Below are 12,314 nucleotides of genomic sequence, written 5' to 3' on the forward strand. Positions count from 1 at the left end.
ATGCGGCTTTCGCGATGAAAAGTGAGATTGCTTGCGAAAAGTAATCACAAGCAATCAGGAATAATCGCAATACATAATCTGATAAATCACAATACAAATAAAGAAAAAGCGTTCGTACGATCCCGTGATGAATCGCACGAACGCTTTTTGCAGAGAGTTTATAGGAAAGATCGATCAGAGCTGAATCACGACCCCCTCCCAGCGAGCGAGCTCGCCGCGAGCGACCGACTTTACGCTATGCACAGCATCATAGGTGCTGAGCAGTACCTGCGACTCGCCCACGCCATCCTCAAGCAGTTGCGCGACCTCAGCAGGCACCTGCGCCGTCCTATCAGTGAGATTGACGATGACGAGAATCGTGTCGTCGCCGCTGGTACGGGTGAAGGAATACACCTGCTCGCTGTCTGCCGCGACCAGATTCCATTCGCCCGTCGCGATGGTCGCGTTGTTGTGGCGCATGGCGATGAGCTTCTTGTAGAAGCTGTACACGGATCCGGGATCGTCGAATTCCTCGGCTGCGTTGATCTCGACATGATTCGGATTGACGCCGATCCACGGTTCCGTCGCCGCGTCCGGCGCGGTGAAACCTGCATACCTGGAGGCATCCCACTGCATCGGCGTGCGCGAATTGTCGCGGCCGATGAGCGCGAGCGCCGCCATCATCGATTCTGCGGACTGGCATTTTGCTTCTTCCACGCGCTGGCGGTAGGCGTTGATGGATTCCAGATCGCGGTACTGCTCGAGCGTGGTGAAGTGTGCGTTGGTCATGCCCAGCTCTTCGCCCTCGTAAATGTAAGGGGTGCCGCGGTGCATGTGCAGCAGCATGCCGAACGCCTTGGCGCTCAGCTCGCGCGACTCACGGTCCGTGTCATTGCCCCAACGGGAGACGACGCGCGGCTGATCATGGTTGCAGAAGAACAGGCTGGCCCAGCCGGCGTTCTTCACAGCCTCCTGCTGGTCGGCGAGGCGGGCGCGCAGATTCTTGACTTCGAACGGCACGGTGTTCCACTTGGAACCTTCCTGGTCGATGCCCACGTGGTCGAACAGGAACAGCATGTCAAGTTCGCCGTTCTTCGGATCGGTGACATGCTCGTTGCGTGCCGGAGTGATGCCCGGCGCTTCGCCGACGTTCATGTAGCCTTCGCGGCCTTCGAACACTTCGCGGCGCATTTCGGCAAGGAACTCGTCGATGCGCGGACCGTCGGAGCACCATGGGAACGGGCTGGAATAGCCTTCCTCACCAACCGGATAATCCTCAATCTCGCAGCCGTCTTCTCCCGGCAGCTTGCCGTTCTTATCAACAGTCTTCGAAACCTGCGTGATCACATCCATACGGAAGCCGTCAATGCCGCGATCCATCCACCAATTCATCATCTTGTAGACGGCCTTGCGCACTTCCGGATTCTCCCAATTCAAATCCGGCTGCTTCTTGGAATACTGGTGGAAGAAATACTCGCCGCGCTTCGGATCGTACTCCCAAGCGGAACCGCCGAAATAGGAACCCCACTGGTTCGGCTCGGCACCCGGAGTGCCCGGCTCATGCCCCGGCCTGGCTGGACGCCACCAATACCAGTCGGCATGCGGATCGTCCTTGTCGCGGGAAGCCTGGAACCAAGCATGCTCGTCGGACGTGTGGTTGACCACCAAATCCATCACGATCTTCAGACCGCGCTTGTGCGCTTCGGCAAGCAGCTCGTCCATATCCTCCAAGGTGCCGAACAGCGGATCGATATCCTGATAATCGGAAATATCGTAGCCGTTGTCGTCCTGCGGCGACTTGTAGACCGGGCTCAACCACACCACGTCCACGCCAAGATCGGCCAGATAGTCAAGACGGCTGGTGATGCCCTTCAGATCGCCGATGCCGTCGCCGTTCGTGTCTTGGAAGGAACGAGGATACACCTGATACACCACCGCGTTGGCCCACCACGGGTTCGGGGTCGCGCCGTTGGAACGCACGGTGTCGGGAAGGGTGGAACGATTGAAATTCGTCATGTCGTGGAGCTCCTTTGCTTGACGTTTGTTGGATTTTCGTTCGATCTTTCGTGACTGACTCTGCCCGTTTTCAGCTCATGTCAGCTTCATGCAGAAGATCGATTTTGCCTACTCCCCTATGGTATGCAACCCTGTTTTTCTTTCTTTCCCGCGGCGAGTTGTGCAAAGCAAGAAAAGAATACGCTTCTTACGGACGCGAAAAACCAATCCGCAAAAATAAAAACGCGGGACGTTCCAGAAAGGGAAATGGAACGTCCCGCGCTGGGGAGTGGGATAGGCCAGTCCCGCTCGGTGCTGTGAAGTGTTACTTCCTGAACGGACGGCCTACGGCCGCGTTGTCCCTGCCTTCACTCGCCTATCGGCTCGCTCAGGGAGAGCCTATGAACAGACCACTGGGCTGCTCACTTAACGGCTCCCCTCATCACTCCACCGACGACCCACTTCTGGGCGAAGATGTAGACGATGAGGACCGGAGCCATGGCCATCAGGTAGGACGCGAAGGCCATCGGATAGTTCGACGTGAACTGGCTTTGGAACACGTACTGTGCGAGCGGAATCGTCTGATTGCTCTGATCGGTCAGCGTGATCAACGGCAGCAGGAAGTCGTTCCAAGCCCACAGTGCGGTCAAAATCGCAATCGTGGCATTAATCGGACCCATCAGCGGGAAAATGATCGTCCAGAAAATACGCCAGGTGGAAGCACCGTCGATACGAGCCGCCTCTTCCAACGAAATCGGAATCGAACGAATGAAACCAATCGCAATAAACAGATTCGTACCAATACCGAGAATCGTGTACAAAATAATCAAACCAAGCTGATTATCAAGATGCAGCGAACCCATTTCCTTCGCAATCGGAAGCATGATCACCGTGAACGGCACGAACATCATCGCAAGGAAGAAGTAGTACAGGAAACGGAAGAATCGCTTATCCATATTCCTTGCCACAGCATACGCGACGAACGTGTTCGTCAGCAGCGTCAACACCACCGCGCACACGGTGATGATTGCGGAATTAAGCGCGGCCTTCGGATAGTTCACCTTATTCCACGCATCGGCGAAATTATGCCATTCCCATGTGGTCGGCAAGCTGAACGTACCAGCCTCGCTCGGAGTCTTCAACGCGGTGACCACAGCGAAATACAACGGCACGAGCACGGTAAGGCTCAACACGGCCACAGCCGCGGTCAGCCACCAGTTGACCTTATGATCCCTGCGGATTTTCTCCGGCTTTGCCTGCGATTGAGTAGTCTTGGCTGCAGTCTTTGCAACAGTTGCGCTAGTCATGATATTTCCTCTTTACCTTCAGACTTTCAGACCCTTGCTCAGACCTTCTCCTTGCCGCTGAAGAACTTCAGCTGCACGAAGGCCAGGATTGCCAGCACGATGAAGAACGTGACCGCGTTCGCCATCTGGTAGGAGTATTCGCCATTGCCAAGGCCGTTCTGGAAGATCAGATACGAGACGGTTTCGGTCTTGGAATCCGGGCCGCCCTTGGTCAATGCCATGATCTGGTCGAACGCGCCGAGCGAATTCTTGAGGCTCAACACCATGTTGATGGTGAAGAACGGGCCGATCAGCGGGAAGGTGATCTGCCAGAAGTTCTGCCAAGCGCTCACGCCATCGATCGCAGCCGCCTCATAAATCTCGTTGTCGATGGTCTGTAGGCCAGCCAAATACAGCAGCGTGGAGTAGGCCACGCCCTGCCAGATTGACAGGAACACAATCGGGAACCATGCCAAATCCGGATTGGAAATCATTGACGTCGACAGCCAATCAATATGCAGCGCCTGACCGAGCGCCGGCAGCGGCGTCATGAAAATGTACTTGAACACATAGCCGATCACCAACACCGACAAGGTGTACGGAATGAAGAAGATCGCACGGAATCCGTTTTTGAACGCGATTTTCGAATTCAGCAGCACCGCAAGGAACATGCCAAGAAAATTCGTGCCGATCGTAATCAAAATTGCGATGAGAATAGTGAACAGGTACGCGTGACCGACGCGAGAATCCTGGAACATCGCAATATAATTCTTCAATCCGATGAATTTGAAATCACCATAACCCTGCGAATTGGTGAACGAGTATGCCGCGCCCTGCAGGAACGGCCAATACAGGAAGATGGACACCAGAATCACAGCCGGAACGGTCATCCAATAAAATGCCGGATCGACCTTGCGCTTGGAATATTTCGAAACCTTATTCTTGGAATTTTCTGCCGAGTTCTTCGCAGTATTTGCAGTATGTGCGGTAGTCATGTCCGTTCCTCCTCTCACCTGAAGTTTCTGGCTTCGATCTTGTCATATTCGGATTGCACGCTGTTCAGGAATTTTTCGGTGTTGCCCGACTGAACCAGCGTCTGCAGGAAGCCTGCGAGGTTGATGCTGGCTGGCACGTAATGGTCGCAGAAGTCGGCCAGTTTGCCCGCCCGGTAGAAGTCGAGCACACCGTTCAGCGCTTCATCGCCCACATACGTGTCTTTGTAGGGGGTAAATGCGGACTGCCGCTTGGAGTAGTCCTTGATGTTTTCGTCGTTCATCAGGAAGTCGATGAATTCGCGCGCTTCCTTCTCATGCTTGGTGTGCGCACCCATGGTCAGAATCACGTCATCGCCTGCCGTGAGCTGCTGTTCGCTGGCATCGTCGGTTGCCGGCATTTGCGCGAACCGCAGGTTGGCATCGCTGTTGATGAGTCGGATCTGCGGAATCGCGTAGGTGCCGAGTGGCAGAATCGCGGCTTTGCCTGCGGCCAGATCCTGCGTGGCCTGCTGGTAAGTGACGGCCGGATTCTTCTGCGTGTAGTTCTGGTAGATCTCGACCAGCTGATCGCTGACAGTGCCCCACAGGTCGGAGAATTTCTTCGATCCGTCTTTGAGGGAAAGATATTCGGATTCCGGCACCAGCGTGGAGTTGAGTGACGCCAGCGGCGCCTGGAGTGTCCACGGATCGGCGGTGCTCGCTTCGATCGGTACAATGCCCTTGCTCTTGAAGCGTTGCAGCAGGTCGATGAATTCGCTCCACGTCTGCGGTGGATTGTCGGGATCCTCGCCCGCTTCCTCCCACACGTCGGCGTTGATGATGTAGCCGGACGCGTTGCCCGCATACGGCAGGCCGTACAGGCGCTTCTTGGATTCGTCGTTGGTTTGTACAAGGCTCTTGGCGATGTTCACCATGCCTGGATTGAGTTCGTCGACGATGTCATCGTCGGTGAAATCGTGGAAAACACCCGCTTCGGCGAGCATGCCGAAATTAATGTCGCCATTGATGGTGATGACGTCGGGTTCACGATTTTTCACCAGTCGCGTACGCAGATCGGTGGTTGCGTCGGACGAATTGTTGACGTTGACTTTGATGTTGGGATGGGTTTTCTCAAATTCCTTTGCTTTTGCGGTGAACCAGTCCGCCGCTTCGGCTTTGAATTGGAAGAAATCCAAAGTGACGGTTCCAGCGGTGCTGTTGCCGCAACCTGCAAGGCCGGCCGTCAACGCGATTGCGCATGCGGCCGTAAGAGCGCGGTATACAATCCTCCTGAATTTACCTACACTAGTGGTGGAATCAGGTTTCATTCTCGACTCCTTTGTATCTTTTCTCTATTACGGTGGAGCGGCTTCCTTACCACACCACCGTTACTGAGAATTATAGAAGGGGGCAGTTTTCATTCCCAGCTCAGCGCGCCTGTGCGGGGCGGAAAACAAAAACGACGAGATTTTGTTACTCTGAGAAAGTAATTTGACGCACGATGTGCGCGAACGGGAGCACGAAGGATGGTTCAGATGGCGGTTTCACCTCTGCCACAGTGGTTTGAAGGCTCGGAATATACCCATAAAGTCGCGGCTTGCATCATGAAATATGGTCCGATTTCACGCATTACGTTGGCGCAGATTTTAGGACTTTCGCAGGGTGCTGTTTCCCGAATTACCAGCGATCTGATTTATGCGGGCGTGATTGAGGAGACGCCGATGCCATCCGGCAAGGCCGGCAAACTGCCGAAAGGTTTCGTGCAGAAAGAAAATACGGAACGTCGCGGCCGCCCGCAAACCGGATTGCAGGTGATTGCGAATGCGCGATCTTTCGTTGGCATGAAAATCAACGCGACGCATATTTCGGCAGTTGCGGTCAACGCAATCGGGCAGATCATCACCGGATGCCATGATCTGAAAATCGAAGACGCTTCCCCGCAGACCGTGGTCGCGCTGATCAAACAACTGACGACCGACTGTTCCGACGAGGCGGAGATGGCGGGCTGGCCGAAACCGTGCGCTGTGGGAATCTCGCTTGGCGGGCATATTGTCGACGGTACCGTGGTGACGTTCGCACCGTTCATGCACTGGTCGCAGCCCGTGGAACTTTCCGTCATGGTTCGTGAGGCGACCGGATTGCCTACCGGAATTTACAACGATATCGATTCGTTGGTGGTTGACGCCTGCCTGTTTGGACCGGGCGTTGGATTGAATAGCTTCGCGGTGCTGACGTTCGGCGCGGGCGTCGGCTATTCGTTGACAGTCAACGGCGAGCTGGTAAGCTGTCCGGATAAAAGTTACGGTTTGGTCGGGCATATTCTGGTCGATCCGGATGGGCCGCGTTGTGTTTCCGGACACAGGGGATGCGCGCAATGCCTGTCCGACAACTCGATCGCGGCGGAATATTCGCAAATCATCGGACATCCCGCATCATTCGACGATTTCGCACGTGACGCACGCGCGAACAAACCGCAAGCGACGAATCTGGTGAACCGCACCTGCTTCCGTCTCGGCACCCTGGTGGCGACCATCGCCAATCTTGCCATGCCAGACAAAATCATGATCGCCGGAGAATCGTCGTTCATCGCAAAATTCGGCATTGACGACTTGCGCAACGGCATCAACATGTATCGGCATAGCCAGGCCGCGCCAGTGGATTTTGAAATTCCCGACCACGATTGGGCTTTGTGGGCCAAGGCGGCCGCATCACAGGCAATTCGGCAATATGTTGGCTGATTGATTGCGATTGATTGCGATTGATTGTCTTGCAATACAAAAAATCCTCCCCTTTGTTTCAGGGAGGATTTTTGTTATGCGATTACGGCTTATTCAGCGCTCTCGACGGGCGCAAGCACGGCCTTGAAAAGGACTGCTTGCGCCGGGTGCAGTGCCGGCGGGCGGATGCCGTACGTGGCGAGCGCGCGTCCGGTCATCCTCACGCCTCCGGCCTTCCACCAGCCGAGCGGGCTCTGTCCGTTGGCGATGTCTTGCTTGGCGAGATCGAGGCTCACGTCAAGCGGCGACACCTCATACACCTTGTCAGGGTCGAGTCCGGGCAGGCGTGCCGGCGCGGCCGGGTAGGTCTGCGAGGTGGTGAGCTGGGTGAAACGGTAGATGGCGGCCGCTTGGTTAGGCATGACCACACCGTCCAAGCGCACTGCCGGATCGGCTGCGTCGGAATGCACGACTGTGTCGACGGCGAACCATTCGCGATGCTTCTTGAATTCGGCGACCCATTCGGCGAGCTTGTCGATATCTTCCTGCGGTTCCTTGAGCAGGTTCCATTCGATGCCCATGTGTCCGAAGAAGGCCATGGCCATACGCAGTTCCTGCGTGGTGGCGCGGTGCGTGGAGTGCGCCGGGGATGCGCCCACATGTTCGCCGATCATTTCCGGCGGCACGAGCAACGAGGTGTAGCGCTGGATGTCGGCGCGTTCCACCGGGTCGACGCAGTCGGATCCCCAAATGCGGTCGGCCACTTCGAGGATGCCGAGGTCCACGCGGCCACCGCCGGAAGAGCAGCTTTCGATTTCAAGTCCTGGATGCGCGGCCTTCAGATCAGTGAAAATGCGATATACGGCGAGCGTCTGCTGGTGCACTGCCGGGCGTCCGGTGCGCGGGGAGACGGCTTCGGTGACGAGTTTGTTGTGATCCCACTTGATGTAGTCGATGCCGAGTTCGCCGACGAGCTTGTCCATTGCGCCGTAAATGTAGTCGTAGGCGTCCGGATTGGTCAGGTCCACGACCTGCTGGGTACGTCCTTGCATGGGCAGACGGCCTTCGGTGGGCTTCAACACCCAGTCGGGGTGTGCGCGGAACAGGTCGGAATCAGGGTTGACCATTTCCGGTTCGAACCACAGACCGAATTCGAGTCCCTTGCCGTGCACGTAATCGGCAAGCGCCTTGAGCGACTTGTCGCCGTCGGGCCACACGTCCTGCGAAATCTGCCAATCTCCGAGGCCGGAGGTGTCGTCGCGGCGGGAGCCGAACCAGCCATCGTCCACGACGAAGCGTTCCACACCACTTTCCACGGCCTTGTCGGCGAGTGCGGTGAGGGTGTCATAATCGTGGTTGAAGTAGACGGCTTCCCATGTGTTGAGAATGACCGGGCGCGGCTTGGGCGCGATGTTGTGTTCAGCAAGCCAGTCGCGGTGCACTCGGCGAATGTAGCTGTGGAAGCGGGCTGCGACTTCGTTGAGGCCTTCGCCGTAGGAGCCGATGAGCCATGGGGTGGTGTAGGACTCTCCATTGGCGAGGCTGATTTCGCCGCCGAACAGTACTTCGCCGCCGCCGATCACGCCGCTGGTGTATGGCAGGCGTTCCGCGGAGAGCACGCTGTTACCGCTCCATGCCACGTGTGCGGAGTAGACGTTGCCGTGCGTGAAGCCGAAGCCTTTTTCGCCGACGCTGAGCAGCAGGGTGGCATCGAAGTCTGGGCGTCCGGCCATGGATGCTTTGGCGAAGCGGCCGAGGGTGAAGTCCTGGCGCTGCGGGGAGCGTTCGCGCAGATGGTGGCCGGTGGTGGTGAGGATTTCGTTGGCGTCGGCCGGCACGGTGAATGCGAGTTCGATCTTGCCGACTTCGAGCTGGCCTTCGCCGGTGTTCACGACTTCGGCGTTCTGGCGGATGAGGCCGGTTTCGTCGAGTTCGCAGGTCCAGATGAGTTTCACATGCTGTTCCTCGTCTTCGGCGGTGACGGTGACGGTTGGGGTTTGCTTGGGTTCGTCGGCCACGCTCCAGTTCGGGTATCCGTCTTTTTCGCCCATGACGTAGGTTTTGCCAGCCGCCACGGTTTCGGCGGTGATGTTGCTGACTGCGAACTTGCAGAACAGTTCCACGCCGTCGCGACGCACATCAAAGCGGGTTGCGCCGATCCAGGATTCGGATTGCGTGGGCAGCACGCTCGGCCATGAGGTGTAGTCGAGTGCGCCAGAAACACGCTGTGGCATTTGCGCGTCGAACATGTCGATCACGGTTGCCGGGGCTGCGAGCGGGCGACCCCAATGCACGAGTCGCGGCAGATCATTGCCGGGGAATACGAGCGCGAACGCCACGTTTGCGGCTGGCTGTTCGGCGTAGACCGCAGTGAGTTCGGTACCGTTGGTAGCGTTGCCATGGAAGGTCTGAATGAGCGTCATTGCAGCATCCTTTACATATTGCGATTGCCTTGTACTGTCACCTTCGATGGTATGACAAGCTTCATTTGTTGACGTCGCCGAGCGTGTTTCTTTCGGTCGGAAAGTATTTCTTGCGACCATAGAATCGCAAGAAATATTATTACGTAAACATTACCGTTGAAATCGCAATCATCTTTACCAAGATTTACTTGGCATTTCAATATTTCTTACGTTTTTGCGACTACAAAATCGCAATTATCGTTTTCCAGCGAAAAAATCAGTCATCAATCGTGCGCATTCCGATTCACGAACGCCGCCGATAACTTCCGGAACATGACCGACATGCGGGTCGCGAGGAATGTCCCAAATCGAACCGCATGCACCCAACTTGGCATCCCACGCGCCGAACACGATTCGTCCGACATGCGTTTGCAGGCACGCGCCGGCGCACATCGGGCACGGCTCCAAGGTAACAATCAACGTGCAATCGGCAAGATTCCACGTACCAAGCGACCGAGCGGCCTGCGTCATGGCCTTGACCTCGGCGTGCGCCAACGGATCGGCGTGCGCCTCGCGCAGATTACGGCCACTGCCGATCACCGCTCCCCCAGCGTCAAGCACGACGGCACCGACCGGTACCTCGCCTTCCGCGGCGGCCTCGCGGGCCAATTCAATCGCCAGCTCCATGTCGTCACTCCACTGCATACCCGCCACTATACGGTTGCTCGCGTGAAGCAAAAGACGAAACACGCCCATAAATACCTCTTGGTAGGCTGGAAGGGTTTGGAAAATGCGCGCAAAGGAGGCACGTTGGCGGCATTCGAGTTGATTGTATGTATTATCGCCGCCGTCGTACTATCTTCATTCCTCAGCCGTTTCATTCCCAAGGTTTCCACACCGCTCGTGCAGATCGCGTTGGGTGCGCTGGCGTCGCAATTGCCGTTTTTCCCGAACGTCACGCTCGATCCGGAACTGTTCATGGTGCTGTTCATCGCGCCGCTACTGTATTTGGAAGCGCATGAAATCGACAAAAGCGAGCTGCTGAAATCCGTTACATTGTCGCTTTCATTGGCAATTGGACTAGCGATCGCAACCATGGTGGCCGTTGGTTTCGCACTGCATGCCGTATGGCCCGCAATTCCCCTTGCCGCGGCACTGGCGCTCGGCGCCGCACTTGGACCGACCGACGCGGTCGCCGTATCGTCGCTCGGCAAGGAAGCCGCGCTTACGCAACGTCAAACCAGCGTACTTAAAGGCGAATCGCTATTCAACGACGCGTCCGGCATCGTCGGCTTCCAGTTCGCGATCGCGGCGGCCGTCAGTGGCGTGTTTACAGTGGGCGATTCGGCCGCACAGTTCGTGTTCTCATTCTTCGGCGGCGCCATTTTCGGCTTGGCAGTAGGCATGGTCGCCGACCTGTTATTTGAATCGTTGCGATCTTTCGGCTGGGAGACGACCACAAGCCGTATTTTGATGGAATTGTTCCTGCCGTTCATTCTGTATTTGGGTGCGGAAGCGGTGCATGTTTCCGGCATTCTTTCGGTGGTGACGGCCGGTTTGATCATCCGTTTCGATCGCACCGGCATCGGCCCGAATGTGGCTCGCACCAACATTGTTTCGTCAAGCGTATGGGGGGTATTCTCGTTCACGCTCAACGGCACGGTGTTCATTCTGCTTGGCATGTTGCTGCCGAATGCGATGAGCGCAAGCTGGGACGATCCGCAAGTCAGCAATTGGCTGCTACTGGTTGCGATTCTTACGGTTTCCGCAGTGGTAATCATCATGCGATTCCTGTGGATTTCATTGATGCTACGTCTCGCGCGAGATACCGTCACCGGCAAGCGACGCAAGATGACGGCGCAACGTTGGCGTTCGGCCGCGGTCATGACGTTCGGCGGGCCGAAAGGCACCATCACCCTGTCATTGATGTTCACGATCCCGTACACCATTACGGGAGGCGCGTGGTTCCCCATGCGTGACGAACTGATCTTCATCGCAGGTGGCGTGATCGTCGTAACCTTGCTGCTCGCCAACTTCCTGCTGCCGCTGCTGGCGCCGAATCGCAATAAAGACACTTCCGTGGAAATGACCGAAATCACCATCGAAGTGCTGCGACGGACCGTGGAGGAACTGACGGGACGAGTCACACCCGACAATCGTCGTGCGGTGCTGATGATCATCGACTCGTATACGAAACGTATCACACGACTGAAGCAGCGCATCGGAGAAATCGATCCGCAAGGGTATATGCAACTGCAGATCGACGCGCTCAACTGGGAGAAGGAATACGTCAAGGCGCGACTGGCGAAAGTCAAGGCGACGACGAACGACGACAAGGCAGCGCACGATCTGGAAATCGAAGCATGCGAGCGCCTGCTCGACCAGATCATGAGCTCTCTGCGCCATATCGAAACGGAACATAATTCCGGACGCACCATCTGGCGAGTCAAAGGCCGCTTCAGGGCGTTGCAGAGGCGTTTGGGCACGGTGGTGAAGCGTGTGAACAGCCGCATTCGCCGCACTACCCCGCTGTTCAGCGACGACGAGCTGTTCGCGCACACCCGCGCGGTGCAGGTGGATGCCATCGAACATGTGATCGACCGCCTGTATGAGGAGATGGGCCGCGACACGTACAATACGGAACATTGCTCGGCACTGCTGCTGGATTACCGACGAGGCGAGGCTACGCTGAGGTCGCGCCCGAATGTGGGCACGAGCGCGGAGGCGCAGGCGCAGGCGGAAGAGGTGAAGCGCGAAAGCTACGGTATCGAGCTGGGTGTGATCCAAGACATGTACGAGGCGGGTGACATTACGCGCGCGCAATCCAAGCAGCTGCGACGCAACGTGTATGTGATGAGCGTGGACGCCGACGCGCAGATCTAGCATCCAACTGATCTGATGGGATCAGCAAGCTGGCGTGAGCCGGTGATCCGCAGCGAGTTTGTCTGCGGACGAACTGTG

General features: G+C 56.8%; 8 protein-coding genes. 2 read left to right on the forward strand and 6 right to left on the reverse strand.

Translation table 11 applies throughout. The features are described from left to right. Nucleotides 1-174 precede the first annotated feature (174 nt). The 4 genes from BBPC_RS09050 to BBPC_RS09065 form a co-directional block, all read right to left on the reverse strand. Nucleotides 175-1,995, reverse strand: a complete 1,821-nt coding sequence (locus BBPC_RS09050) for a glycoside hydrolase family 13 protein (protein WP_004223905.1) — start codon at nucleotides 1,993-1,995, stop codon at nucleotides 175-177. Nucleotides 1,996-2,396: 401 nt separating this feature from the next. Beyond that, nucleotides 2,397-3,281: a carbohydrate ABC transporter permease gene (locus BBPC_RS09055; RefSeq protein WP_004223902.1), complete on the reverse strand. Its 885-nt coding sequence runs from the start codon at nucleotides 3,279-3,281 to the stop codon at nucleotides 2,397-2,399. 38 nt (nucleotides 3,282-3,319) lie between these two features. Next, complete coding sequence (locus tag BBPC_RS09060) at nucleotides 3,320-4,255, reverse strand: carbohydrate ABC transporter permease (RefSeq protein WP_004223898.1); 936 nt, start codon at nucleotides 4,253-4,255, stop codon at nucleotides 3,320-3,322. A 14-nt stretch (nucleotides 4,256-4,269) separates the two neighbouring features. Continuing rightward, a complete protein-coding gene (locus BBPC_RS09065; RefSeq protein ID WP_004223895.1) occupies nucleotides 4,270-5,562 on the reverse strand; it encodes an ABC transporter substrate-binding protein in 1,293 nt (430 codons plus the stop codon). Between the two features lie 207 nt (nucleotides 5,563-5,769). Between BBPC_RS09065 and BBPC_RS09070 the strand changes: the two genes are divergently transcribed. Further along, nucleotides 5,770-6,972, forward strand: coding sequence for an ROK family protein (locus tag BBPC_RS09070; RefSeq protein ID WP_033524420.1), 1,203 nt, complete (start codon nucleotides 5,770-5,772; stop codon nucleotides 6,970-6,972). A gap of 89 nt (nucleotides 6,973-7,061) precedes the next feature. Here BBPC_RS09070 and BBPC_RS09075 read toward each other — a convergent pair whose 3' ends face one another. Together BBPC_RS09075 and BBPC_RS09080 are read right to left on the reverse strand one after the other, a co-directional pair. Continuing rightward, nucleotides 7,062-9,374: an alpha-galactosidase gene (locus BBPC_RS09075; RefSeq protein ID WP_004223880.1), complete on the reverse strand. Its 2,313-nt coding sequence runs from the start codon at nucleotides 9,372-9,374 to the stop codon at nucleotides 7,062-7,064. 234 nt (nucleotides 9,375-9,608) lie between these two features. Further along, complete coding sequence (locus BBPC_RS09080) at nucleotides 9,609-10,058, reverse strand: nucleoside deaminase (RefSeq protein WP_004223875.1); 450 nt, start codon at nucleotides 10,056-10,058, stop codon at nucleotides 9,609-9,611. 105 nt (nucleotides 10,059-10,163) lie between these two features. Between BBPC_RS09080 and BBPC_RS09085 the strand changes: the two genes are divergently transcribed. Then, a complete protein-coding gene (locus BBPC_RS09085) occupies nucleotides 10,164-12,236 on the forward strand; it encodes a cation:proton antiporter (RefSeq protein ID WP_033524421.1) in 2,073 nt (690 codons plus the stop codon). Nucleotides 12,237-12,314: the final 78 nt, after the last annotated feature.

It is taken from the genome of Bifidobacterium pseudocatenulatum DSM 20438 = JCM 1200 = LMG 10505, from assembly GCF_001025215.1.
GTDB classification, from domain to species: Bacteria; Actinomycetota; Actinomycetes; order Actinomycetales; family Bifidobacteriaceae; genus Bifidobacterium; species Bifidobacterium pseudocatenulatum.

Bases quoted from the DNA above. Each gene is read 5' to 3' on its own strand.
- BBPC_RS09050 (WP_004223905.1), bottom strand. From the start codon at position 1,995: ATGACGAATTTCAATCGTTCCACCCTTCCCGACACCGTGCGTTCCAAC.
- BBPC_RS09055 (WP_004223902.1), bottom strand. From the start codon at position 3,281: ATGACTAGCGCAACTGTTGCAAAGACTGCAGCCAAGACTACTCAATCG.
- BBPC_RS09060 (WP_004223898.1), bottom strand. From the start codon at position 4,255: ATGACTACCGCACATACTGCAAATACTGCGAAGAACTCGGCAGAAAAT.
- BBPC_RS09065 (WP_004223895.1), bottom strand. From the start codon at position 5,562: ATGAAACCTGATTCCACCACTAGTGTAGGTAAATTCAGGAGGATTGTA.
- BBPC_RS09070 (WP_033524420.1), top strand. From the start codon at position 5,770: ATGGCGGTTTCACCTCTGCCACAGTGGTTTGAAGGCTCGGAATATACC.
- BBPC_RS09075 (WP_004223880.1), bottom strand. From the start codon at position 9,374: ATGACGCTCATTCAGACCTTCCATGGCAACGCTACCAACGGTACCGAA.
- BBPC_RS09080 (WP_004223875.1), bottom strand. From the start codon at position 10,058: ATGCAGTGGAGTGACGACATGGAGCTGGCGATTGAATTGGCCCGCGAG.